The 24,043-nt window shown below is 70.5% G+C and carries 23 protein-coding genes and 1 pseudogene; 13 read left to right on the top strand and 11 right to left on the bottom strand.

What is annotated here, in order from left to right:
- Window positions 1-216 precede the first annotated feature (216 nt).
- From ABZ470_RS40630 to ABZ470_RS40640, 3 genes are all read left to right on the top strand, one after another.
- Window positions 217-1,113 (top strand): ABC transporter ATP-binding protein, encoded by an 897-nt coding sequence (locus ABZ470_RS40630; RefSeq protein ID WP_362918445.1) that lies wholly within the window; start codon window positions 217-219, stop codon window positions 1,111-1,113.
- Window positions 1,110-2,708, top strand: coding sequence for an ABC transporter permease (locus ABZ470_RS40635; RefSeq protein ID WP_362918447.1), 1,599 nt, complete (start codon window positions 1,110-1,112; stop codon window positions 2,706-2,708). The genes ABZ470_RS40630 and ABZ470_RS40635 overlap by 4 nt, the downstream gene beginning before the upstream one ends.
- A 168-nt stretch (window positions 2,709-2,876) precedes the next feature.
- The gene (locus tag ABZ470_RS40640) at window positions 2,877-3,830 is read left to right on the top strand and encodes a hypothetical protein (RefSeq protein WP_362918449.1); all 954 of its coding nucleotides are present in this window, start codon (window positions 2,877-2,879) and stop codon (window positions 3,828-3,830) included.
- A gap of 199 nt (window positions 3,831-4,029) precedes the next feature.
- Here ABZ470_RS40640 and ABZ470_RS40645 read toward each other — a convergent pair whose 3' ends face one another.
- The 3 genes from ABZ470_RS40645 to ABZ470_RS40655 form a co-directional block, all read right to left on the bottom strand.
- On the bottom strand, window positions 4,030-4,683 hold the full coding sequence (locus ABZ470_RS40645; protein WP_362918451.1) for a DUF998 domain-containing protein: 654 nt from the start codon (window positions 4,681-4,683) through the stop codon (window positions 4,030-4,032).
- 150 nt (window positions 4,684-4,833) lie between these two features.
- A complete protein-coding gene (locus tag ABZ470_RS40650; RefSeq protein ID WP_362918453.1) occupies window positions 4,834-5,979 on the bottom strand; it encodes an FAD-dependent oxidoreductase in 1,146 nt (381 codons plus the stop codon).
- 15 nt (window positions 5,980-5,994) lie between these two features.
- Window positions 5,995-6,999: an NAD-dependent epimerase/dehydratase family protein gene (locus tag ABZ470_RS40655; RefSeq protein ID WP_362918455.1), complete on the bottom strand. Its 1,005-nt coding sequence runs from the start codon at window positions 6,997-6,999 to the stop codon at window positions 5,995-5,997.
- 762 nt (window positions 7,000-7,761) lie between these two features.
- On the opposite strand from ABZ470_RS40655, the gene ABZ470_RS40660 reads away from it, so the two are divergent.
- From ABZ470_RS40660 to ABZ470_RS40670, 3 genes are all read left to right on the top strand, one after another.
- Window positions 7,762-8,220: a MarR family transcriptional regulator gene (locus ABZ470_RS40660; protein WP_362785106.1), complete on the top strand. Its 459-nt coding sequence runs from the start codon at window positions 7,762-7,764 to the stop codon at window positions 8,218-8,220.
- 61 nt (window positions 8,221-8,281) lie between these two features.
- Entirely contained in the window at window positions 8,282-9,121 is an 840-nt protein-coding gene (locus ABZ470_RS40665) for a helix-turn-helix domain-containing protein (protein WP_362918457.1), read from the top strand.
- 65 nt (window positions 9,122-9,186) lie between these two features.
- The gene (locus ABZ470_RS40670; protein WP_362918459.1) at window positions 9,187-9,768 is read left to right on the top strand and encodes a dihydrofolate reductase family protein; all 582 of its coding nucleotides are present in this window, start codon (window positions 9,187-9,189) and stop codon (window positions 9,766-9,768) included.
- 293 nt (window positions 9,769-10,061) lie between these two features.
- On the opposite strand, the gene ABZ470_RS40675 is transcribed toward ABZ470_RS40670, so the two are convergent.
- Complete coding sequence (locus ABZ470_RS40675; protein WP_362918461.1) at window positions 10,062-10,373, bottom strand: hypothetical protein; 312 nt, start codon at window positions 10,371-10,373, stop codon at window positions 10,062-10,064.
- A 279-nt stretch (window positions 10,374-10,652) separates the two neighbouring features.
- On the opposite strand from ABZ470_RS40675, the pseudogene ABZ470_RS40680 reads away from it, so the two are divergent.
- Window positions 10,653-11,223: pseudogene (locus ABZ470_RS40680) on the top strand (IS5/IS1182 family transposase); the annotation flags it as partial.
- A gap of 48 nt (window positions 11,224-11,271) precedes the next feature.
- Here ABZ470_RS40680 and ABZ470_RS40685 read toward each other — a convergent pair.
- The gene (locus ABZ470_RS40685; protein ID WP_362918514.1) at window positions 11,272-11,787 is read right to left on the bottom strand and encodes a hypothetical protein; all 516 of its coding nucleotides are present in this window, start codon (window positions 11,785-11,787) and stop codon (window positions 11,272-11,274) included.
- A 144-nt stretch (window positions 11,788-11,931) separates the two neighbouring features.
- Here ABZ470_RS40685 and ABZ470_RS40690 point away from each other — a divergent pair, with 144 nt between their 5' ends.
- Both ABZ470_RS40690 and ABZ470_RS40695 read left to right on the top strand, forming a co-directional pair.
- Window positions 11,932-12,171: a hypothetical protein gene (locus tag ABZ470_RS40690; protein WP_362918463.1), complete on the top strand. Its 240-nt coding sequence runs from the start codon at window positions 11,932-11,934 to the stop codon at window positions 12,169-12,171.
- Between the two features lie 205 nt (window positions 12,172-12,376).
- Window positions 12,377-12,547 (top strand): hypothetical protein, encoded by a 171-nt coding sequence (locus tag ABZ470_RS40695; RefSeq protein WP_362918465.1) that lies wholly within the window; start codon window positions 12,377-12,379, stop codon window positions 12,545-12,547.
- A 9-nt stretch (window positions 12,548-12,556) separates the two neighbouring features.
- Here the strand turns inward: ABZ470_RS40695 and ABZ470_RS40700 are convergent, their stop codons facing one another.
- The 3 genes from ABZ470_RS40700 to ABZ470_RS40710 form a co-directional block, all read right to left on the bottom strand.
- The gene (locus ABZ470_RS40700; RefSeq protein ID WP_362918467.1) at window positions 12,557-14,284 is read right to left on the bottom strand and encodes an amidase family protein; all 1,728 of its coding nucleotides are present in this window, start codon (window positions 14,282-14,284) and stop codon (window positions 12,557-12,559) included.
- Window positions 14,285-14,673: 389 nt separating this feature from the next.
- Complete coding sequence (locus ABZ470_RS40705) at window positions 14,674-15,627, bottom strand: methyltransferase domain-containing protein (RefSeq protein WP_362918469.1); 954 nt, start codon at window positions 15,625-15,627, stop codon at window positions 14,674-14,676.
- Window positions 15,624-15,785, bottom strand: a complete 162-nt coding sequence (locus ABZ470_RS40710; protein ID WP_362918471.1) for a hypothetical protein — start codon at window positions 15,783-15,785, stop codon at window positions 15,624-15,626. Before ABZ470_RS40710 ends, ABZ470_RS40705 begins: the two co-directional genes overlap by 4 nt.
- A 395-nt stretch (window positions 15,786-16,180) precedes the next feature.
- Between ABZ470_RS40710 and ABZ470_RS40715 the strand changes: the two genes are divergently transcribed.
- Window positions 16,181-16,966: a sulfite exporter TauE/SafE family protein gene (locus tag ABZ470_RS40715; protein ID WP_362918473.1), complete on the top strand. Its 786-nt coding sequence runs from the start codon at window positions 16,181-16,183 to the stop codon at window positions 16,964-16,966.
- Window positions 16,967-17,091: 125 nt separating this feature from the next.
- Here the strand turns inward: ABZ470_RS40715 and ABZ470_RS40720 are convergent, their stop codons facing one another.
- Window positions 17,092-18,168, bottom strand: a complete 1,077-nt coding sequence (locus ABZ470_RS40720; protein ID WP_362918475.1) for an alkene reductase — start codon at window positions 18,166-18,168, stop codon at window positions 17,092-17,094.
- 209 nt (window positions 18,169-18,377) lie between these two features.
- Here ABZ470_RS40720 and ABZ470_RS40725 point away from each other — a divergent pair, with 209 nt between their 5' ends.
- The 3 genes from ABZ470_RS40725 (at window position 18,378) to ABZ470_RS40735 (ending at window position 21,186) form a co-directional block, all read left to right on the top strand.
- The gene (locus tag ABZ470_RS40725) at window positions 18,378-18,944 is read left to right on the top strand and encodes a TetR/AcrR family transcriptional regulator (RefSeq protein WP_352012107.1); all 567 of its coding nucleotides are present in this window, start codon (window positions 18,378-18,380) and stop codon (window positions 18,942-18,944) included.
- Window positions 18,945-18,954: 10 nt separating this feature from the next.
- Window positions 18,955-19,239 carry a hypothetical protein gene (locus ABZ470_RS40730; protein WP_362918478.1) on the top strand — a complete coding sequence of 95 codons (285 nt, stop codon included), beginning with the start codon at window positions 18,955-18,957 and terminating at the stop codon, window positions 19,237-19,239.
- A gap of 864 nt (window positions 19,240-20,103) precedes the next feature.
- Entirely contained in the window at window positions 20,104-21,186 is a 1,083-nt protein-coding gene (locus ABZ470_RS40735; protein ID WP_362918479.1) for a protein kinase family protein, read from the top strand.
- Window positions 21,187-21,249: 63 nt separating this feature from the next.
- On the opposite strand, the gene ABZ470_RS40740 is transcribed toward ABZ470_RS40735, so the two are convergent.
- A complete protein-coding gene (locus ABZ470_RS40740; protein WP_362918481.1) occupies window positions 21,250-22,482 on the bottom strand; it encodes a VOC family protein in 1,233 nt (410 codons plus the stop codon).
- 14 nt (window positions 22,483-22,496) lie between these two features.
- Entirely contained in the window at window positions 22,497-24,023 is a 1,527-nt protein-coding gene (locus tag ABZ470_RS40745; protein ID WP_362918483.1) for an aldehyde dehydrogenase family protein, read from the bottom strand.
- Window positions 24,024-24,043: the final 20 nt, after the last annotated feature.

The following is a 24,043-nucleotide window of genomic DNA, read 5'->3' on the forward strand; positions in this document are numbered from 1 at the left end:
CTACGCCACCGCCGAGACCGTGCTGGCCTACGGCGACGTCATCATCGTCTCCGGCAAGACCAAGCAGATCGAGCGGTTCACCGACCTTCCCTGAAAGGGCACGAACTCCCGCGAAAAGGCTCTGGTCAACGTTCCTCGCCGCTGTTACCGTCAACGTCGGAGCGCCGGGAAGTCTGGTCGGCAACGTCATATCGGACCGGCTTCGAGGAGGCGCCCATGCCGGGCAGCCCTGCCGTGCTCATCAGTGACCTGACCAAGCGTTTCGGTGGCGTCCACGCGTTGAACGGCCTGAACCTCAGTGTGCGAACGGGCGAGGTGCACGGCTTCCTCGGCCCGAACGGGGCCGGTAAGACCACGGCCCTACGCGTCCTGCTGGGGTTGATGCGCGCCGACTCCGGTCACGCCGAACTCCTCGGCGGACACCCGTGGCGTGACGCCGTCGAACTGCACCGGCGGCTGGCCTATGTGCCGGGCGATGTCGTGCTCTGGCCGACGCTGTCCGGCGGGGAGGCCATCGACCTGCTCGGGCGGCTACGCGGCGGACTCGACCTGCGGCGCAGGGCGGAGCTGCTGGAGCGCTTCGACCTCGACCCGACGAAGAAGGGCGGCGCCTACTCCAAGGGGAACCGGCAGAAGGTCGCCCTCGTCGCCGCGCTGGCCTCCAACGTCGAACTGCTGTTGCTGGACGAACCCACCTCCGGTCTCGACCCGCTCATGGAGGCGGTGTTCCGCGACTGCATAGCCGAAGAGCGGGACAACGGCCGTACCGTACTGCTGTCCAGCCACATCCTGTCGGAGGTCGAGGCACTGTGCGACCGGGTGACCATCGTCCGTGAGGGCAGGGTCGTCGAGAGCGGGACGCTGACCCAGCTGCGCCACCTGAGCCGCACGTCCGTCACCGCCGAACTCGCCCGTACACCGGACGGGCTGGCCGCGCTCCCCGGCGTGCACGACCTGGTCGTCGACGGCCCGCATGTGCGGTTCGAGGCCGACCCTGACGGGCTCGACGGCGTCCTGCGTCTGCTCAGCGAAGCGGGCGTGCGAAGCCTCGCCTGCCGGCCGCCGTCCCTGGAGGAGCTGTTCCTGCGGCACTACCGGGTGAACGCGGCATGAGCGCCCTCACCGGCACCGGCGCACTGGTTCGGCTCGCCCTCCGCCGCGATCGGCTGCGACTGCCCATCTGGGTCGTCGTCATCCCCGGGCTGGTGACGGCCACCGCTTCGGCGATCGTCGAGCTGTACCCGACCATGGGGGAGAGGCTCGCGCTGGGGCTCGCCATCGGCGCCAACCCGGCTCTGCGGGCGCTCACCGGGCCGATCTTCGATCCGTCCTCCGCCGGAGGTCTGACCGCCTGGCGGGTGACCGGCGTCGCCGCCGTCCTCACCAGCCTGTTGAGCGTCCTGTTCGTCACCCGGCACACCCGCGCCGAGGAGGAGACCGGCCGAGCCGAGCTGATCGGCGCCGGGACGGTCGGCCGTCACGCGCTTCCGGCGGCCGCCGTACTCGTGGCCGGTGCGGCGAACCTCGCCGTCGCCCTGCTCAGCGCGCTCGGTCTGGCCACGCGGGGACTGCCCGTCTCCGGGGCGCTGGCCTTCGGCCTGTCGGTGGCGGGGACGGGCTGGGTGTTCACCGGCGTCGCGGCGCTGACCGCGCAACTGACCGAGACTGCCCGCGCCGCCAACGCCATCGCCCTCGCCGTCCTCGGTCTGGCCTTCCTCCTGCGGGCGGCGGGAGACGCGGCCGACGGTGACACGCTGTCCTGGCTGTCCCCCCTCGGCTGGGCGCAGCGGGTGCGGGCCTTCGCCGACGAGCGATGGACGGTGTTCGCCCTGTTCGCCGTGGCCGCGGCGGCGCTGTCGGCCGTCGCCCACCTGCTGGCCGGGCGTCGTGATGTCGGAACGGGTCTGCTGTCGTCCAGGCGGGGGCCCGCGACGGCGGCACCACGTCTGAGCGGCCCGACGGCCCTGGCCTGGAGACTGCACCGAGGCGTGCTGCTGGGCTGGGTGCTCGCGTTCGCCGTCGTGGGAGCGGTGTTCGGCGCGCTGGCCCTGAGCGTGGGCGACATCGTGGACGACAATCCGCAGCTCGCCGCCCTGATGGCGGGGTTCGGCGGCGCGGGGGCCGTTGTCGACGCCTTCCTCGCCACCGTGATGAGCCTGCTGGGCATGGTGGCCGCGGGTTACGCGGTGCAGGCCGCATTGCGGCCACGGGCCGAGGAGGTCGCGGCGCGCGCCGAGCCGGTCCTGGCGGCGGCCGTGTCCCGCTGGCGGTGGCCGGCCGGTCATCTGGTGTGGGCACTTGGGGGCGCCACGACGGTCCTCGCCGTGGCGGGGCTGGCCGCCGGTCTCGCACACGGTATTCGTGTCGGTGATCCCGCGGGTCAGGCCCTTCGTATCACCGGTGCGGCGCTGGCGCAGGCGCCCGCGGTGTGGGTGATGGCCGGGGTCGCGGTGCTGTTGTTCGGGTTCGTGCCCCGGCTGACCAGCCTCGCGTGGGCGGTGCTGGGGGCGTTCGTCCTGCTCGGCCAGCTGGGCAGGTTGCTCGGGATCGACGAACGGATCCAGGACCTGTCGCCCTTCGCCCATCTGCCGCGGGTTCCCGGAGGCGAGGCGACGTTCGGTCCTCTCGCCTGGCTGGTCGTGGTCGCCGCGGCGCTGGTCCTGGCGGGTCTGGCCGGTTTCCGGCGGCGAGATCTGACGGGCGGCTGACCGGTCCGCACCGGTCGCGGGCAGGCCGGGTCCCTGCGGGTTCGCCGCGCCGCCGGCAACCCGGGGACGCCCTGTGGCCGGGAGCGGTCACAGCGGCCCCGGTTCGCCACAGCCCCTTCTGACGGCTCCACCTTCGATGTCGCTTTCATCCCTGGAAAGGCGGAACGAATGCTCGTACTCGCCATCCTCAGTGTGATCGGTCTCGTTGTGCTCGCGCTGGCCGCCGACCATCTGGTCATCGGCGCCGGGCGGCTGGCCGGGCGGCTCGGTGTCCAGCCGGTCGTCGTCGGCGTCGTGGTCATCGGATTCGGCACCAGTGCCCCGGAGCTGGTCGTGGCCGCCACGGCGGCCGCCCGGGGACACACGGATCTGGCCGCCGCGAGCCTGGTCGGCTCCAACATCGTCAACATGACGCTGATCCTCGGCGTCGGCGGGCTGACGGCCGCACTCGCCGTACGGTCGTCGATCCTGCGGCGTGAGGCTCCGCTGTCCCTGGCCGCGGTGACGGCGTTCGCGGTGGCCCTGACGTACGGCCTCGGCCCGGTGACGGGTGTCCTTCTCACCCTGGCGATGGTCGCCTCGGTGGTCATGCTCCTGAGGTTCGCCCGTGCGGACCCGCGAGACGCCCTGGTCGCCGAGACCACGGATCACCTCGGGGCCGCGATACGGCCCCGCCTGGTGGTCGAGGCAGCCCGGACGATCGTCGGGCTGGGCGGAACACTGCTGGGGGCGCAATTGCTCGTCGCCAACGTCTCCGAGCTCGCCATCCGGGCTGGAGTGTCCTCCCAGGTCGTAGGGTTCACCCTGGTGGCGCTCGGCACCTCGCTGCCCGAGCTGGTCACCTCGGTCCAGGCGCAACGCCGTGGCGACGGTGACCTGGTCATCGGCAACCTGCTGGGCAGCAATCTGGTCAACAGTCTGGTGGGAGGAGCGGTGGTCGCCTTCTCCTCCGGCGGTGTGCCGTCCGCTGTGGCTCCGGCGCTGGTCGTGGCCATGGTCGGCATCAGCGGAATCAGCTGGGGCCTGCTCGCCCGGGGCAGCAGGCTCAGCCGTCGGGAGTCGGTCCTCCTGCTCGTCCTCTACGGTGCGCTGCTCCCGCTGATCGTTTCAGCGGGTCCCTAGTCGGCCCGCGAGGAGGATCGGAACGGCCGGCGGCGACAGGAAGACGAGGCCGACGAGTCAGCGGGTGGCTCGGCGAGCTGCGGGGTCAGCGTCGGCGGTGGCCTTGGCGGAGGTCTGTTCACCAGGGTGAACAGGGCGACGAACCGACCAGGGCCTGTGGGCTGTAACGGCCGGGCAGGTTTCCAACGCGGTCTCCACCTCACGCCTCCGCATGGGTGTAACGGCGGCGCAGGTGGGCTGCGGCGGTGACGATCCAGGTGAAGCCGACCAGCAGGGCGGCGTGTTCGAGCAGCCCGGCGGGTGCGGGCCGGACCACGCCCTGAAGGTCCAGTCGGAAGGCGACGCCTGCGGCGACGGCGAAGGCGATGACCAGCGCACCTGACCAGCGCGAGTAGAGCGCCCAGCCTCGACCACCGGCGTGCGGGCCTCGGGCCGGCACCAACGGCGTGACCGCCAGAGCGGCGAACAGCACCAGACCGGCCAACCCGTGAATGCGGCCCGCGGTGGTGACCACCTCAGGCAGGCCGGGCGGGTAGCCGAGGGCGGGATCAGTGGGCACGACCCCCGCCACGACCATCGCCAGAGCGGCGGCCGCCACAAGGAACGGCGCCCAGACCGCGGCCCGGCCGGCAGGAAGAGCACGGCGCATCCCGGCGGCGAAGGCGAACAGCAGGAGCCCGCCGATCACGAAGTTGGCCGTTTGCAGCCAGCCCCGCTCGCCGGTGCCGAGCTGGCTGGCGCCGTGATGCCAGAGGCTGTAGCCGGGCCGGGTGGCGCCGTCGAGCAGGAGCAACACTGGGACGAGGACACCGGCGGCGGTGCCGCATGTGAGAAGGGGTGCGGTCGGGCGCATCGGGAACAGCCTCCTAGCTCCACGATCGAAAGATCGCGGGCCGACCAGGCTTCCCGGCTCACCGACGTTCGCGCCCCACCGTGGGGCGCGTTCCTGTAGACGCCTGGAATGTAACACCTGGCCGCCGACCCGGCCAGGTGTTCACGGCTCTCAGCCCTTGATGAAGCGGCGCGTCATGTACCGGCGTACCGGAGGCAGGGAGGCCAGCCTCAGCGGGAGCAGGCTCAGCCACAGCAGCAGCGGGCTGGCGGGGGCGTAGACGCCTTTGACCCGGCGGCCGAGCCTCTGTTTGCGTTCGGCTTCGGGCCGGATGGCGGCCTCCCACGCGGTCAGCGCGGCGGAGACATCTCCTGGGTGGGCGGCCAGTTCGGTGCCCAGGCGGTCGGCGCCTCCGACGGCCAGTGAGGAGCCGTACCCGGCGAACAGGGTGACACACCAGGCGGCGTCGCCGAGCAGCACCACCCTGCCTCTGCTCCAGGTCGGTGCCACGACCTGGCTGATGGTGTCGAAATAGACCGAGTCGGCCCGAGCCAGCCCGGCGAGCGTTTCGGGGATGACCCAGCCGAGGTCACCGTAGACGCGTCCCAGCTGGGTGGCGACGTCCTCGCCGGGACGGGCGTGGTCGGCGCGGTAGCCGAAGAAGGCGACGTTGCGGCCGTCGCCGACACTGATGACCGCCGCGGTACGGCCGTTGGACGACAGGGTGCCGGTCGCGCCGGGTGCGATACCGGCGGGCCGCCGGTCCAGCATGAAGACGGCGACCTTGTGCCCCAGGTCGAGCAGGAAGTCCTCCTCCGGCCCGAACAACAGGGCACGGGTGGCCGAGTGCAGGCCGTCGGCGCCGATCAGCAGGTCGGCCTCCTCGGTGCTGCCGTCGTCCAGGGCGACGCGGACGGCGTGGTCGTTCTGGTCGACGGCGGTGATGGTCGTGCCGAAGCGGATCTCGGTCCGGTCGTGGACCTTCTCGTACAGGACGGATTCGAGGTCGCCGCGCAGGATGGTGATCGAGCGCGGGCCCGTGGTGGCGGCGATGGTGGCGCGGTCGAGGGCGAAGCGGCGGGATCCGTCCCTCTTGTGGTAGATGAGTTCGGTGGTGTCGAACGCCTTGGCTCGCAGGTCGTCCAGGATGCCGAGGCGTTCGGCGGCGTCGTAGCCGATGCCGCCGAAGGTGACGGCGTAGCCGCCGCCGCGGCGGGCCGGGGCGCGTTCGACGATGAGGGTGTCCCAGCCGATCTGGTGCAGGCGCAGGGCGGTGGCCAGGCCGGCGATACCGGCTCCGATGATGACGGCACGCATGAAAGTCGGTTGTCCTTAGTGGGAGAGCTGGTCGAGCAGGCGTTGTTCGGCGGTGGCGTCCAGCCAGGTGTCGGGAGAGGGCGCGTCCGTGCGGGGTGTGGGGTCGCCTTCGGCCTGGAGCCAGGCCCAGGTGTCGGCGAGGGTCGCGCGCAGCGGGCGCGTGGTGAGGCCTTCGGTGAGGGCGGCGCTGACGTCGGCGTCGTGCATGCCGCTCGGGACACCGCCGTCGGGCAGGCGTAGCCCGAACTCCATGCCGAGCGGCAGGCCGTACCTCCGGAGGAGATCCGGTTCGGCCCACACCAGTTCGGTGTCGAAGCCGGTGACCTCCAGGGCCGTGGCGAGGAGTTCGCCGAGGGTGGTCGCGCCGGGTGGACCGGTCACGGTGAAGGCGCCGCTGAGACCGCGTTCGGCGCAGGAGAGCATCCAGATGGCCAGGTCGCGGGCGTCGAGGTACTGCAGGGGCGCGTCGGCGGGGGAGGGGGCCAGGACCCGGCCGCCCTTCTCCAGGCGGCGCAGCCACCACGGGACGCGGCCGACGTCCTCGTACGGGCCGAGGATCATCCCGGCTCTGGCCAGTAACGCGCGCCCCGCGAAGGATTCCAGGACGGCGAGTTCGCCGCCGCGCTTGGCGGCGGCGTAGTCGGCGTCGTCGGTACTGCCGGGGTCGCCGTCGACCAGGGGCGCCGACTCGTCGGCGCCGGAGGGCCAGGGCCAGCGGTGCACGCCGCGGCTGGAGACGTATCCGTAGTGTCCTGTCCTGTGCGCCAGCAGGCGGGCGGCCTCTCGCACCTCCCTGGGAGCCCAGGCCCAGGTGTCGATGACCGCGTCCCATTCGGCGTCGCCGAGTGCCTGCCGTACGGACTCGGAATCCGTGCGGTCGGCGATCAGGGCGCGGACTCCGGGAGCGGGGTCGCGGCTGAGACCGCGGTTGAGGGTGGTCACCTCGTCGCCGCGCTCCAGCGCGGTTTCGACGACGGCGCGGCCGACGTGATGGGTGCCGCCGAGTACGAGTAGCTTCACGATGCTCCTGAAGTGAGTGGCAGCCAGAGGGCTGACGGGTTGCGGCGGTCATGGAGGATCCCGTGTTCCGGAGAGGCGGCTCGCTCCCGGGCGCGCGGGGTTCGCCGGTTCCGGGGCCGCGGCCGAAGCGCGGGTGGGCGCCGCTGGAGGCCTGCAGCCGGATGCGGTGGCCGCGCGGGAAGCGGTGTGGGCCGTCGGCCACAGGGTGATGTCGGCGGTCCGGATGTCGCCCGGCTCCGCGGGCGGATGCGGCCGTCGCACACGTTGACCGACCGGCCCGCGGGTCAACGTCGCAGACGCGGGTGAAGTAGTCGACGTGCGGGTTGTCCGAGCGCTCGGGCGGCCGGACGGGGACCGGGCCGATGGCCTGGACGTCCTCGGTGAGGGGTGAGGTGGTGAAGGTCGGCACGTCGGCTCTGGCCTCGATGACGCGATTGTCCTTCGCGGGCGTGGAGCCTGCCGCCATGGGGCCACGGGCCGACCAGCAGCCGCACGGCCGGCCCGGCGGCCGGGATCCCCACGTTACGCCGGACGCGGGCTGGGCGGCGTAGGGCGGAGCGCACACCGTACGAACGGCTGAACAGGGTCATGGCCGGTCACCTTCTTGTCTCGTCGCTGATGAGAGATCACGCCGCCGACCAGGCTTCCCGGCACACCATCGAACCCCTCACGAGAGGCCGATGAGAGGACAATACCGAAGTTTCAGAAATTTCTGAATATCCGTAGCGTTCGGTACTCTGTTTCTCCCAAGGAGGCGAACACGTGAACGACCGGTATGAGCAGCGGCAGGCGGCGGAACGACTGGCCCTCACCCTGACCGAAGGTGGATTACAGCGCATGGCCGCGCGCACCTTGGCAGCCTTCCTGTTCACCGACCAGGAGAGCATCACCGCCGGCGAGATCGCCGACCAGTTGGAAGCCAGCGCCGGTTCGGTGTCCGGCGCGATCAAATCCCTGACGACGGTCGGCCTGATCGAACGCCTGCCCTCGCCCGGCAGCCGCCGCGAGCACTACCGGCTCCGCGACGATGCCTGGGCCACCCTGTTCACCAGCCAGAACACCGTCATCCAGGCCATGCTCCAGGCCGCGTCAGCCGGCATCGCCGCCACCGACGAGGACGATCCCGCCCGGCGGCGCCTGACGCAGATGCGCGCCTTCTACGAGTTCCTGCTCGGCGAACTCCCCGCCCTGCTGCACCGCTGGCACCGGCAGTCCGGCTGATCCCGGCCTCGGCCGGCCGCGCCCAGCGCTCGATGCCGCGGGCATCGGCGATACTGTGGGCGTGGAGTACGTGTCCAGAGTGCCGCGACCGCCGCTGGACGGGCTGATCGACGACCTTTACTACCTGGAGGGCGCGCCGCCGTACGCCCGGCTGACGTTGCCGCCGATGCCGGCGGCGTTGCTCATCGTCAACCTCGGGGCGCCGTTCCGCATCCGCGCCGGCACCGACATCGAAACGACCGAGTACGCCGACGGCTGCGTGGTCACCACACCCACCCGCGCGTTGGAGTTCGGCTACCCACTTCGGACCCGATCCGTCGGCGTGCACTTCAAGCCGTGGGGGCTGGCACCGTTCCTGCCGATGCCCGCAGCCGAGCTGTGTGACCGGCCGGTGACGGTGGAACAGGTTTGGGGTCGGCCCGCCATCGCTGAGCTGCGCGACCGGCTGGCCACGGCGAACGGACCGCACGAGATGCTGACGCTGCTTGAGAAGGAGCTGACGCGACGGCTGCGCGAGACCGCCGGTCTGGGGCTGGTCCGCCATGCGAGCAGCGTCATCGCGGCTACCGGCGGGGCGGTGTCGATCGGCGACCTGAGCGTGGCAGCCGGTGTCAGCAGCACTCATCTGGCACAGAGGTTCAAGAGGCTCATCGGCGTCACGCCGAAGCGGCTGGCCCGCACCTACCGCTTCGCCGCCACCGTGTTCGCGATCGACCCCGCCGGGCCGATCGACTGGGGCGACCTCGCCGGTGGCGCAGGCTACTTCGACCAGGCCCACTTCGGTCACGAGTTCCGGGCGTTCACCGGGCTCACGCCGACCCGTTACGTCGAAGTCCGGCGGCGGTTCCTGCGCGAACATCCCGGCCACACGCTGGACGGTTGGCCGCTGCCGGCCGATTGATTTCTTACAAGAGCGACGGCCCACGACACGCTAATTTGGGGCACCCCAAAGCAGAGGAGAGCCCGATGGGCAAGGTGGTCATGTACAGCTCGGTGTCGGTGGACGGCTTCGTCGCGGATGAGAACGACCAGCCCGGACCGCTGTTCGACTGGTTGTCCAGCGGTGACGTCCCGTTGGACGAGAGCGGCGTGCTGCAGGTGTCGCAGACGTCCTACGACCACACCCGGCCGTACTGGGACCAGATCGGAGTCACGATCGTCGGCCGCCACGTCTTCGACCTGACGGACGGCTGGGACGGGAAGCCTCCGGGCGGCATCGACCACGTGGTCGTCGTGTCGCACCGGCCGATGCCCGAGGGCTGGGACCCCGAGGCGCCGTTTCACTTCGTCGACGGCGTCGAGGCAGCCATGGCCAAGGCGCAGGAGCTTGCGGGTGACCGCATGGTCGAGGTCGCCGCCGGTGACGTCGGGGGCCAGGTGCTTGCCGCGGGCCTGATCGACGAGGTGCGCATGGACGTCGTACCCGTCGTGTTCGGGTCCGGCAAGCGTTACTTCGGGTCGGTCCACGCGCAGCACCTGCTGGAGGACCCTGACGTGGTGATTCAGGGCAACCGGGTGCTTCACCTGCGCTATCGGGTGCGCCGTTGACCGATCTGGGCGGGTACGCGAAGAAACCAACTGCGAACGGTGACACCTGCCGCGCCCACGACTCCCGGGTCCGGGCCTTCCCCGCCTGGCTGGAGACCGGCGACCTCGACGGCGACCCGCTCATCGACGCCCGCAACCGCGACCACAAGGCCCACATGAAGGCCGGGCTGCGCCGCGCGCCGGTGTCGAGGAGATGCCTCCTCGCCTTGCTCGTTCCTTGGATGCGAAAAGCCCTGCCCAGGCTTGCGGTGCGCCGTAGCGCAAGCCCGGGCAGGGCTGGTTTCACCGGCCGGTCAGTGTCGGCCCCAGTCCAGGACCTGGGTGTCGATCCAGTCGATGCCGCCGTAGAGGCCGGCGCCGCAGCGCTGGCGCACGCGCATTCCGCTGGCGGTGTTGGTCTCGCGCACGGTGCCGATGGGCTTGGTTCTGCCGTCGCGGCCCTGACAGCCGATGCCACGGGCCCGGGCGTCGGCCTCGATCTGGGCGGTGTCGGGCCCGTCGTCGTCGGGGTCGGCGGTAGCCGCGGCGGGCAGGGCCAGGGCTCCGAGAACGAGCAGCGCGGCGGCGGCGCCGACGGGCAGGAACCTGGTGAGGGTTCGGGACATGCTCACGTCCTTGAGGGTCGGGGCTGGGTGCGCCCGGGATGAAGAGCCTCGGCGAAGTGGCTCTTGGGGGTGTGTCCGACCCCAAGGATTTCCTTACAGTGATCGGTCAACTACTATCCGCATCGACAGGATGGTGTCACTCCTGCAACATCAGTCACTCAGCGAGCAAAGGACACCTTCCGCGCGAGAGCCGAGCCCGCCTTATCCGCTGAGTCTTCTTCTGGCTTCTCGCTCCCCGGGGGGCGGGCGGCTCGCTGAGATCGAAGGGGGTCTCAGCGGATAGGGAGAGTCGGGCAGTTGGCGGACCTGTTGCCAATGCGGCCGGAGTTCCACTCGGGTCATCCGTCGGGCTGTCATCGCAGGCGTGTCGGTGACCGGGTCGTCTTCGACAAGCTGCTGCGTTTCGGCTGTTCCTGCGAGGCGATCGCGGATGCGACGTGCTCGGCCACGACGATCCGCAGCCGTCGTGACGAGTGGATACCTCTGGGCGCCTTCGCGCAGTTCAAGCGGATCGCGCTGGAGTCCTAGGACCGGATCGTCGGCCTGGTCCTGGACCGGATTGCTGTGGACGGCGGCATCGCCAAGGCGCCTGGACGCCGGCTACGACTCCGGCAAGACCCGCGCCCTGCTTGCCGAACGCGGCCCGGACGGCCGGATCGCGCACAAGGGCGAGAAGGCACCGGTCCAGGCAAGCGACAGGTGGCATGTGGAGCGTACCCATGCCTGGCAGAACGCCTTCCAGCGCCTCGCCCGCTGCCACGAACACCACGCAACGGTCATTAACGCGTTCTTCGATCTCGCCGACACCGTCATCACCGTACGCAGCCTGATCCGCCGGGCCTGGACAACCGACTCAACTGCCACCCGTGAACACACGCCCGATGGCGCGTCGAGTGGTTCATCGCTCGTCGTCGAGGCCCTCAACGTCGACAGGCTGCCTTCCGTTGAACGTCACGAGGATTCCGTAGGGGTCCGCCAGCCGAAGCCTGCTCTCCGTGAAACGGATTGCCCAGGTTCGGTCGGCCCACACGGTTGCTTCGGGGACTGCCAGTGGCAACTCCGGAAGGTCGAGCCAGCTCAGTTCCTCAGTTGTGAGTTCGAAGTGCGATTCCCGGAGTCGGGTGCGGCAGTACTCCAAAGCTTGGTCGACGAAGACATCGAAGTGGCTCACGACGTCGTGAGCGAAATGAAGGGTGGCCTCTTCCGGCGGGGCGGCCGGCTCGATCACCAGACTCATCCCGGTCTCGACCGCGCCTTTCGGCTCCGGGAAGTAACCGGTCCAGCAGGCCAGCGATGGAGGGCTCTCCATCCTTCTCAACACGACCCCGGCGATACGCACGGTCTCGGGCAGTCTCGCGTCAACGCCAGGCTCTTCAGCGCCCGAGCTTCTCGTGGGTGCGCCGTTGTCGGTCATCGGCTCAGCGTAGGTCAAGCCTGGTCATGATGATGATCGACAGCCGAGGCGCGTAGCCACTTGTGCCCTCCGACCCAAGCCCTATTCGCGCGGTCTGTTAGCCGTAATGGTGTCGTCGACTGTTCAGGAAAGGAGGCGAATCAGATGCAGGACACGCGTACGGAGCCGGTGAAGGTGTACGAGTCGCCACTGGTGGCGGAGGTCGGCGCGTTCGCCGTCACGACCTTCGGCAGCCTCGACCCCAACCGCCGGAGGGCGGCATCTCCTACCGCGACGAAGACGACGACTGAGACTGACCGACGGCTCGGAGCGGAGAAGGGGGCGGCCGGATGCGCCGGTGCGACCAGCGCAACCGGTGACATTGCCGGACCGTGCGGCGGCTGACGCCGTCGGGCAGGCACGGAGGCACGGGTGTCGGTGTGGTGCCACACGCACCCGGCCGTCCCTCGGTCGGCGCTTGAGCCGGTGACGCCGACTTGAGCGCCGGGCCTCTTGACCGCCCGTGCTTCCCGCTCGGCTACCGCGAGAGACCGAAGCGCAGGTGAAGGGCGCGGCGCTTTCTCCTCCGCCGACTCATTCCCCTTCTTCTATGTCCCCGTACCATTGTTCGGCCTCTTGCCGCGGCCTGCCGGTCACCGACATGGGGCCGCTGCCGTACGCGCTGGTGTGGCGAAGTGAGGCGGAGAGCGAGCCCATCCGGGCACTGGCCGGGATCATCCGCGATCTGAGCCCTCTCCCGTCGGCCCCGGCCGCCCCTTGACGCCGCCCGTCACCCGCGGGCCGGATCCGGCACCGATTCGCCGTCCGTTCCGGCCGGAGTCCGGGGCGACATGAGGCGGAGCCGGTTCAGGGGCGGGGTGCTCGCCGGTGGGCGGCGGTGACGCGTGGCCTGCTCGTAGTCGAACCCGAGCCCCAGCAGTGCCGGTTCGCTGAACGGCCGTCCCAGTAGTTCGACTCCCACCGGCATGCCGTCGGGTGTGAAGCCGGCCGGGATCGTCAGGGCGGGGAACCCGGTGTTGGCGGCGAGGGCGCAGACCCTGAGCCCCTCCTGAGACCGCCCGATCGGCGCGGCCTGCTGTGAGACCGCCGGGTAGACCAGTGCGTCCAGGTCGTTGTCCTCGAACAGCTTGTGGAGCAGCTGCTGCGCCTGCGCGCGCCGGGCCAGCCGTTGGCGGTAGGCGTCCTGCGGGCCGGTCGAGGTGCCCAGCCGTTCCTTGAGCCGCTTCAGGACCGTGGGCGTGACCTGGCCGGAGGCGACGATGTCGGCCAGGGTCACGATGTCGGCCGGTGGCTCCAGCCGGGCCAGTGAACGGGGGAACCGTGTGCCCGGCGCCGCCAGGTAGCGATTGAGATCGCGTTCGGTCTCGTCGGTGAACACGCTGGAGCCGTCCACCGCCGAAATCAGCGCGGGTTGGGCCGGCAGATCGACGACGGTCGCACCCTGCGAGGCCATGTCCCCGGCGGCCGCCCGGACCAGCGCCGTCGTGACCTGCGCGGGCCCCGACGTGCTCAGGTAGTCGGTGAACACGCCGATGCGGGCGCCGACCAGGGCGGTGTCGTCCAGCGTGGCGGTGTAGGTGCGGGGGATCCGTCCGATGGACGCCTTGGTGGACGGGTCGTCCGGGTCGTATCCGGCGGTGGCGTCCAGGATCAGTGCGATGTCGCTGACCGACTTGGCGATGGGGCCGCCGACGTCCTGCGTGTCGGAGAGAGGCGCGATGCCGTCACGGCTGGACAGGCCCTGGCTCGGCCGCAGGCCGACCAGGCTGTTGTGCGCCGCCGGGCTGCGGATGGAGCCGCAGGTGTCCGAGCCCAGGCCGGCCGTGCCGAAGCCGGCGGCGACGCCGGCGCCCGTGCCGCCGCTGGAACCACCCGGGTTACGAGTCTGGTCGTAGGGGTTGCGGGTCTGCCCGCCGAGCGAGCTGATGGTCTCGATGCCGGAGGCGAACTCGTGCAGGTTGGTCTTGGCGACGACGATCGCGCCGGCCGCGCGCAGCCGCGCGACCTGTTCGGCGTCGTCGGCGGGACGCCAGTTCCTCAGCGCCAGCGAACCGTTGGACGTGGGCAGGTCTCCTGTGTCGTAGTTGTCCTTGACCAGGATCGGGATGCCGTGCAGCGGGCCGCGGACGCGCCCCAGCCGGCGTTCGGCGTCGAGCCGGGCGGCGTCGGCGATCGCCGTCGGGTCCATGCGGATGACCGCGTTGACACCGGGCTGGTCGGCGTACGCCTGCTCGTAGGCGTCGACGCGTGCCTGGTATGCCTTGACCAACCGGACCGAGGTGACCTGACCGCTCGCCAGTAGTTCACGCAACCTGGTGGCGTCCATGTCCACCACCCACTCGGCGATGTCGCCCGGTGCCGTCCGGCTGCCCGCGCCGCCAGGTGCCGCACCGTCGCCTGTCGCGGCGCCGGCTGCGACCGCGGGCGCCGCCAGGAGAAGGACACCGGCCGCCAGGGCCGCTGCTCGGGTGTGCCGGTTTCGCCTTCGTCGTGCCACATCGGCCTCCTCGTCACCGATTGGCGCCTTGAGGTGCAAGCACGGGAGATGAGCGTTCGGCCCCGCCGACCGTGAACAGCCGCTGGCTGTGCCGTCCCGATTATGGTTCAGGAGTGCTGTAGCGACCACCCCCCAATCCAGGCCCCTCGGCTCCGCCCACGGCAAACGTCGGCGCCATCCCGACACACCGTTTCGCCGCCCTCCAACCTCTACCAGGGCCGGAGCAAGCGGCGGAGATCCAACGGATCCAGGTCGTACGGCCTCGTGCATGATGAGCCATGGCCTCTGAGGTCTTGGCCCGTTGGTCAGACGCGGTGGGAACGCTCGGACGGACGATCATCCGGGAGAACCGCTGATCGCGGGCCTGCCGCCGGACTTCGGAACAGGACCTAACCGAGTGCCGGCGGGTGCTCGGCTGGGCGGCGTCCCCAGGCCGAGATCAGCGGCGCGAGTGTCAGATCGAGTTCGCCCGCGTGGACGGCGGCCAGGTGCGCGTCGATCTCGGCGTCATCGGCCAGGCCGGCCGCGAGTAGTTCGCCGCGCACGTGCCTGATGGTCGCCGCCTCCAGCCGGTCGCAGGCCGGGCCGCCGACCGGGAAGGAGCCCGCCGCGGCGACATCCACCAAGCCGGCCTCACGCAGTGCCCGTGGCAGTGTCCGTCCGTAGCGCAGGTCCGCGCCGCGGCGCTTCAGCAGCTCCCGGACCGCGTCGCGCAGCCGGTTGGCCCGCCGCTGCGCCGGGCCGTCGTCGTCCAGGCATGCCAGTGGCTGCAGAGCGGTGTCGGCGTCCTCGACCAGCAGCCAGCCACCGGGCCGCAGCGCCGCCACCATCGTGGCCAACGCCCGAGCCCGGTCGGGTACGTGGACCAGCACGAGCCGGGCGTGCACCAGATCGAACGTCCCCGGCTCCGGGGGCGGATCAGCGGCGACGTCGTGCCGGCGCACCTCGTACCCGCCGCCCGCCTCCAGCCACGACGGGTCGATGTCCGTGGCCAGCACGTACCCGGCCGGACCGACGGCCGCCGCGAGTGCCTCCGGGATACTGCGGCCACCGGCTCCCACCTCCCAGCAGCGCGAACCGGCCCCGACCCCCAGCCGATCGAGGTGCCCCCGCGTCACACCGTCGAACAGCTCGGCCAGCCAGACGAATCGCTCGCCCGCCTCGGCGCGCGCGTTGTCCAGCAGGTACCCGCGGGCGGGAGCGGGCTCTCCACCGAGCGCGGTGGTCCCGTCCGCCGGATCCGGTCGGCCACCGACGTGCGGCGAGCCGGGCGAGGAGGTCATCACCACATGGTCACCTCCCCGGATCACCGGCGCCACGACGACGGGGGAGGGATATCTCACACAGCAGGCGAACCTCGCACCGTCCAGCGGCAGGCCAGGGTCTCGCCAGGGTCCGCCGACGAGCGGTATTCAGCGGGGGAAAGGCCGTAGGCGGCGCGGAAGGCGCGGCTGAAACGAGCGTTGTCGGTAAGGCCCCAGCGGACGGCGATGAGATGCATCGGCTGGGAGCGCAGGGCGGGATCGGCCAGGTCACGGTGGCAGTTTTCCAGGCGGCCACGGTCAGGTCCTGGTCCCGGAAGAGCTGGTACAGGTGACGGATGGAGACCTGGTGGGCGGCGGCGATGACCTCGGGGCGTAGCCCGGATCGTGGAGGTTGTGCTGGACGAAGGCGTGGATGCGTCTTCGCAGCACCTGCCGGTGGGTTTCCGATGGCAGGGCGGCGGTCGCCTCGGGGTGGTGGGCGCGCACCGTGGTGAACAGGGGTCGCCACCTCCCACCGCGCCGGCCGCCCAGCAGTGGACCCCTGGCGGGCGGTGAAGGCCGGCGAGCCATCATCTGTCCGCCATGTCATCCTGTGAACGGACCTTTGAGACAGAGCAGAAGCGGTGAGCCCATGAGCTGGTGGCAGGGTCTGCTCGGGTTCACCGCGGGCTTGCTGATCGCGGTGGTGACCACCCCCGTCGGGGTTTCGGGGGCGGTGTTCCTGCTCCCGGTCCAGCTCAGCGTGCTGCAGGTGCCGAACCCGGCGGTGACGCCCACCAACCTGCTGTTCAACATCGTGGCCGTCCCCGGCGCGTTGCTGCGTTACCGCAGGCGTGGTCGTCTGGGCGGCCCGCTGACCCGCCTGCTGGTGCTCGGCACCCTGCCCGGCGTCGTCATCGGCGCGCTCGTGCGGGTTTTCCTGCTGCCCGGCGCTCAGGTGTTCCGTCTTCTGGTCGCATGCCTGCTCTTCCCGCTGGGCCTGTGGCTGTGCGTGCGCGCCGTACGCCCCCTCCGCCGCCGCAACACGCCGGACGACCCCTCGCCGGGCGCCGTCACCGCGCTCGCACTGGCCGTTGGGGCCGTCGGCGGGATGTACGGCATCGGCGGAGGATCGCTCCTTGGGCCGATCCTGGTCGGGCGTGGCCTACCGGTCGCCACGGTCGCCCCCGCCGCGCTGGCCTCGACGTTCCTCACCTCGATCGCCGGCGCGCTCACCTACACCGTCCTGGCGCTGACCGCCCCTGGCGACATCGCACCGGACTGGGCGCTGGGTCTTCTGTGCGGCTTGGGCGGGCTGGTCGGCGGCTACCTCGGCGCCCACCTGCAGCCCCGTCTGCCGGAAACCGGGCTGCGGCTGCTGCTGGGAGCCTTGGCCGTCGCCCTGGCCTGCCTCTACACGGTCCAGGCGCTCATCTGACGGCCGTGCGGGGAAGTGGCTCTTGGGCGGCTCCTGATGGTCGGCCATGTCGGACGCACTGTCTCGGTACCGCAGGAGGACAGACGCCGCTGCCTTGATGGCGCCGGCCGGGGAATCCGCGCTGTTCAGCTCCGGCTCGACCACGTCCCGTAGTCGGTGTAGCCGCGCCGGCCGCCGGCGTAGAACGTGGCGGGGTCGGCCGGGGTCAGGGGCAGGTTGTCCTGGTAGCGGCGGACCAGGTCCGGGTTGGCGATGAAGGGCGTGCCGAAGGCGATGAGGTCCGCGCCGCCGGTGCGCACCGCCTCCTGGGCGCGAGCGAGGTCGTAGCCATTGTTGGCGATGTACGCGCCGGTGAAGGCGGCGCGCAGGGCGCCGTAGTCAAGAGTGCGGGTCTTGGCCATCATGTCGCCCTCAAGGATGTGCGCGTAGGCCAGGCCGCGTGGGCTCAAGCGGCGGAGGTAGTCCTCGAAGTGGGTCTGCGGATCGGTGTCCGACATCGAGTTGAAGCTGTTCTCCGGGGTGAGGCGCACGCCCACGCGCCGCGCCGGCCACACGGCGCACACCGCGTCCAGGACCTCGTTCAGCAGGCGCATGCGGCCCTCGGTGCCGCCACCGTAGCGGTCGGTGCGGTGGTTGGCGCCGTCGCGCAGGAACTGGTCGATGAGATATCCGTTGCCGCCGTGCACCTCGACGCCGTCGAAGCCCGCCTGCTTCGCCTGTTCGGCCGCGTTCCTGAACTGCGCGACGACTCCGGGAATCTCATCGGCCGCGAGTTCGCGCGGCACGACGAAGTCCTGCGGGCCCGCGTAGGTGACGGCCTGGCCGGTGGGACGCAGCGCGGAGGGGGCTGTCGGTGTGGCGCCGTCCAGCAGGCTCGGGTGTGAGATCCGGCCGCAGTGCTGCAGCTGGACAAAGACGCGCGCGCCCTGTTCGTGGATCTCGTCGGTCAGCCGTCGCCAGCTTGCCGCCTGGTCATCGGTGTGGATTCCGGGGGTGCAGGGGTAGCCCACGGCCTGCGGCGAGACTGTGGGGGACTCGGTGATGACCAGCCCGGCGGTGGCGCGTTGCCGGTAGTAGGTGACCATCATCGGCGGAACCCGTCCTGCCCTGTCGGCTCGGTTGCGGGTCATCGGCGCCATCACCATCCGGTTGGCCAGGGTGAGGTCGCCCAGCGAAAAGGATTCGAACAGGTCGGCGGGCATGGGGTCTCCGTTACGCTCACGATCTAGGACAATTGTCCTACGAGGCGGTCACGCTAGGTCGGTTGTCCTAGAGATGTCAACCCCCGGCGCACTGGCGGCTCGGGGGGGGGTGACGGCGATGCCGGAGGTCGGCTTGACGGCCCTAGGACAAGTGACCTAGGGTTCGCCAGGTCAAACGTCCTAGCAGAGACGTGGCCGAAGGAGAACCGATGAGTGGTGCGGCGACCCGTGAACAGATCGTCGATGCCGCGGACCGGCTGTTCTACCACCGCGGCTACGAGCACACCTCGTTCGCCGACATCGCCGCAGCGGTCGGCCTGTCGCGCGGCAACTTCTACTACCACTTCAAGTCCAAGGACGCGATCTTGGACGCCGTGATCGAGGCCCGGCTCGCCGGCACCCGGCACATGCTGGAACAGTGGGAGAGCCAGCAGCCCACCCCCGACGGCCGCATCCTGCAGTTCGTCGAGATCGTGCTGACCAACGGCACCGACATTCAGCAGTACGGCTGCCCGGTGGGCACCTTGAACACCGAACTCGCCAAGCTCGGACACACCCTGCACGGTCAGGCCCGCGGACTGTTCACACTGTTCCGTGACTGGCTGCGCGAGCAGTTCACGCTCCTGGGGTACGGCGAGCAGGCCGACGACCTGGCCATGCACGTGCTCGCCTTCAGCCAAGGCGTCGCCGTGTTGTCCCACACCTTCCGCGACGAGGAATTCGTCCGGCGCGAAGTCGACCGGATGCGCGACTGGCTGAGCACCTACAGGAAATGAGAGCTATCTGATGTTCGTGGTCCTGCTTCGCTTCGCCGAGAACAAGGATGCCGCAGGCACGCACATGAGCGGCCACCAGGAGTGGATCAGGCGTGGCTTGGACGACGGCGTGTTCCTGCTGGTCGGCAGTATCAAGCCCGGTCTCGGCGGCGCGGTCCTGGCGCACGGCACCTCGCTTGAGGAACTGGAGAAGCGGGTGAACGACGACCCGTTCGTGGCCGGGAACGTCGTCGGCGCGGAGATCATCGAGATCGCACCAGGCATGGCGGATGAGCGCCTGGGCTTCCTGCTGTGACGACGCCGTTCCTCGGTCCGGACGGCCGCCGCTCCACCGTCGCAGCCTCGCCGACCTGATTCGCGGCTGGTCCGCCGAGCGCGCGCGGGGTGTCCCCACGCTGATCTCGTCAGAGAGCCGATCCGCGACAGGGGCAGGGTCCGTCGCGTGCCCCTGAATCCGAATGGGTTCCTCACCGAGGGGCAGCTGTACGCCTGGCCGGCGACAACGTCGTCGACTGTCAGACCGGCGGCGTCTCCGTCCTGCTCGGCGACGCCGCAACCGTGGTCATCGCGGATCCGCGGGACGGGCTCGACGTGAGCGGCGTATGGAACAGCCGCCGGTTCCACCTTCACGGACCGTTCGTCGACGACGTCGGCGTCCGCCTGTTCGGACATCCCCGAACTCCTCCGGATGGAACCGGGCCCCACGCCCGGAGATGGGGCCGGTCCACCTGCTGATCCGGCTGCCGGAAGGTCGCGTATACCTGGGAGTCGGCAGGCCCGGGCAGGCCGGGTACGCGAACGGGCGTCTGAGCTGTGCCGCCCTGACGATAGAGCCGGAACTGACCCCGGAACTCCTGGACCGGGTCAGGCCGTCTGCCGAACCCGAGACAGCGCCGAATCTGGACTGGCTCACACATATGACCACAAGACCGCTCGAAGCGCTGACGCGGTTCGTCCTCGTCGGGATCGGTGCCCTCGTCGCCGCCCGTCAGCACGAAGTAGTCGACCGCGACGATGGTGCTCCTGACCGCTTCCGCCCGCTGCTCCTGGCCCTGCTCCGAGAAAGGGCCGTCCATGAGAGCGGCCGGCTCTTTCGGCGTAAGGTCGACGCCGTATGTGGGATCGCCGATGCCCTGGTTCGGGCACCGAGGAGCCGTCGATGCTGGACCAGGATTCGCCGCGCGCCGCGCGTCTGACCGGCTACGGGACCGTGAGCACTCAACTGTCCCTGCTGAGCGACCGCCGGCTCGGGGAGGTCGTGGCGGCCGCCGCCCCGATCGGGTCGGGCATCGGCGGCAGGTCGGCAGAGCTGGACGTCGGCGGAACGCGCGTCTTCGTCAAGCGGATCCCTTTGACGGACACCGAATTGCGCCCGGAGAACGTGCGGTCCACGGCGAACGTCTTCGAACTGCCGATGTTCTACCAGTACGGGGTGGGCTCGGCCGGGTTCGGTGCCTGGCGGGAGCTTGCCGTGCACACCATGACCACGAACTGGGTTCTCGGCGACGAGTACGCGGGCTTCCCCCTGATGTACCACTGGCGGGTTCTGCCTGACTCTCCTCCCGAAGGATTCACCGACGAGTTCGGGGGTCTGGAGGGGGCCGTCGCGCACTGGGAGGGATCACCCGCCGTTCGCGACCGGCTGGAGGCCATCGGCCGGTCCTCGTACAGCCTGGTGCTCTTCCTGGAGCACGTGCCGTACACACTCGCCGGATGGCTGGCCGACCACCGCGAAACCACCGTGCTGGACGGCGGGGGCGGCTCGCCCTTCCGCTGGGTCGAGGAAGCTCTGACGAGCGGAGCCGCCTTCATGAGCTCTCGCGGGCTCGTCCACTTCGACGCCCACTTCGCCAACATCCTGACCGATGGCCGCCGGCTCTACTTCGCCGACTTCGGACTTGCTCTGAGCTCCCGCTTCGACCTTTCGGCGGACGAGTCCGGCTTCCTCTCGGACCATCTCGCGTACGACCACTGCTACACCGCGAGTCACCTGCTCCGGTACCACCTGCTCGACGGCGTGCGCGGTGACGCGGAACGTGAGGTCTTCCTGCGCGACTGGATCGCAGGCCGGCGGCCTGACGACATCCCGCCCGAGATCACGGCCATCATCGACCGGCACGCACGTCCTACCGTCGTCCTGGACTCCTTCTTCCGTCGTCTGTTCACCGAGAGCAAGCGGACGCCGTTCCCGGCCGCGGAGATCGGGCGGCGGTTGGACGCCGACGCCGCGACCCCGGGCTGATCCAACCCTCACCTCGATCGTCCGGCGGTACGGCATCGGCTGCCATGGCCGCCGCCTACCGACTCACCGGTTCACTCCTCCCGCCGCCCGCTCCGCCTCGTACAGGGCGTAGGGGTCGTGCAGTTCCCGGCCGAGGGCGTCCCGTAGCCAGGAGGCGTCCCGTACGGACGCGCGCTGGGACGCGTCGGACCGGCCCTCGCCGGTGAGGTTGGAGGCGAAGATCCCCGCGGCCGATCGGGGCAGGAAGTCCTCGTAGACGATCGGGGAGAGCCCGCCCTCCTCATCGCGGACGTAATAGGCGAGGCCGGCCTCGTGCAGGGCCGTTTCCGTGTCGGGGAGGGCTCCGATCCCGTGCGCGTCGTAGAGTTCGCGGCCCGCCGGGGTGAGCGCGACGCCGCGCTGTTCGACCTCGCCGAACCGTACACGCAGGGCGCCCTCGGTGACGCCGCCGTCCGCCTCGCGGAACCGGCGCGGCTCTGACAGGGCGCGGAAGGACGTCTGCCGCAGCAGGACGTCCGGCTGCCCCGGGGCCGTACGCGGCGGGCCCTGGATCCGGTCGATCATCTCGATGCCGCGTTCGCTCATCCGCTCGTAGAGCGCGTCGATGTCCAGCACGCGGGGGGTCAGGTGGTTGATGTGGGTCGAGGGGACGCCCCCGATGTCGGCGGCGACGCCGGAGATCTCCTCAAGCCGCCGGTACCAGACCCGGTCGACCGGCTCCGGCGACAGCTCGAACGCCGCCGTCGCCAGCGACAGGAACCGGTCGGCGTCGGCGGCGGACAGACTTCCCCGGCTCTCCATGCGATCCGCCAGCGAGAGCAGCTCGTCGGGGAACAGGGTCCTCGCGTCCAGGAACTCCCGCAGCTCAGCCTCCGTCCGGCGGTCGAAGAACCGGCGATCGTCGGCCACGAGCACGGATGTGAAGATCCGGAACGGGTTTCGCGCCAGCTCCGCGCGATCGACCGGCCGGAACGCCGTCGACACCACGGGGATCGGCGGGTTCGCCTCGCGGAGGTCGTAGAAGCCGACCGGGTACATGCCGCAGGCACCGAAGATCCGGGCCACCTGCCCGATCTCCGACGGACTTCCGACCCGGATCGCGCCGTGCCGTTCGGCGGTCACCCGTTCGATCGAGCCGAGGCGTTCGGCCTCCGCGCCCGAGGAGGCGATCACGTCGGCGTTCACCTCCTGCGACACCTCGACCAGCGTGGTGTACGCCGGGACCTCCCGGCCGTAGAGCGCCGACAGGCTCGACGCGAAGCGGGTCCGCAGCTCGGTTGGGGTCACCGTGTTCATCGTTCCTCCTGGTCTCAGCCGAATTCGACGCCCTGGGCGAGCGGCAGTTCGGTGGAGTAGTTGATCGTGTTGGTGGCGCGTCGCATGTAGGAGCGCCACGCGTCGGAACCCGACTCGCGTCCGCCGCCGGTGTCCTTCTCGCCGCCGAACGCCCCGCCGATCTCGGCGCCGGACGGGCCGATGTTGACGTTCGCGATGCCGCAGTCCGACCCGGCCGCCGACATGAACGTCTCGGCCTCCCGCACGTCGAGGGTGAAGATCGACGACGACAGCCCCTGGGGCACCGCGTTGTGCAGGGCGACGGCCTCGTCGAGGTCGCGGTAGCCGAGCACGTACAGGATCGGGGCGAACGTCTCCTCCCGCACGATCTCGGTCTGTTCGGGCATGTCGACGATCGCCGGACGCACGTACTGCCCGCCTCCTCCGACGCCCCCGGCACGGGTGCCTCCGGTGACCAGCGTCCCGCCGTCGGCCTGCGCCCGCTTGACCGCCAGCAGGAAGGCGTCCGTGGTTGCCTCGTCGATCAGCGGTCCGACGAGCGTGGACGGCTCCAGCGGGGAGCCGATCGGCAACGTCTCGTAGGCCGCCTTGAGCCGTACCAGGAGCTCGGCCCGGATCGACTCGTGCACGATGATCCGCCGCAGCGACGTACAGCGTTGCCCGGCGGTGCCGACGGCCGAGAACACGATGCCGCGCACGGTGAGGTCGAGGTCGGCCGAGGGGGCGACGATCGCCGCGTTGTTGCCGCCGAGCTCCAGCAGGGTACGGCCCAGCCTGGCGGCCACGAGCGGGGCGACCTCCTTGCCCATCCGGGTCGAACCGGTGGCCGAGACGAGCGGGACCCGGGGGTCCCTGACGAGGGTCTCACCGATCTCGCGGTCGCCGAGCAGTACCTGCGAGAGGCCGTCAGGCGCGCCGGCCCGCCGGGCGGCCTCCTCGATCAGCGCCTGACACGCCAGTGCGGTGAGCAGCGTCTTCTCCGACGGCTTCCACACCACCGCGTCCCCGCACACGAAGGCCAGCGCGCTGTTCCACGACCACACGGCGACCGGGAAGTTGAACGCCGAGATGACGCCGACCACCCCGAGCGGGTGCCACTGCTCCATCATCCGGTGCCCGGGGCGCTCGGTCGCGATCGTCAGCCCGTGCAACTGACGGGACAGGCCGACCGCGAGGTCGCAGATGTCGATCATCTCCTGGACCTCGCCCAGCCCCTCGGACACGATCTTCCCCGCCTCGATCGTGACGAGTTCCCCGAGGTCGTGTTTACGCTCGCGCAGCAGTTCGCCCAGCTCACGCACCAGGCGCCCGCGCACCGGGGCCGGAACCGTACGCCACAGCTCGAACGCCTCCCGCGCCCGCCCGATCGCGGCCTCGGCCTCCTGCGGTGTGTGGGCACGCAACCGGCCGATCACGCCGCCGTCGATGGGCGAACGGGCGACCAGTTCTCCGTCCTCGTCGAAGGGGTCCGCCACGCCGAGGCGTTCGAGGATCTCGCGAGCCCGCGTGCTGATGTCTGTCACCGAAAATGTCCTTTCCATCGGGGAGGGCGTGATTTCGA

Source organism: Streptosporangium sp. NPDC020072 (genome assembly GCF_040631445.1).
In the GTDB taxonomy this organism is placed as follows: Bacteria; Actinomycetota; Actinomycetes; order Streptosporangiales; family Streptosporangiaceae; genus Streptosporangium.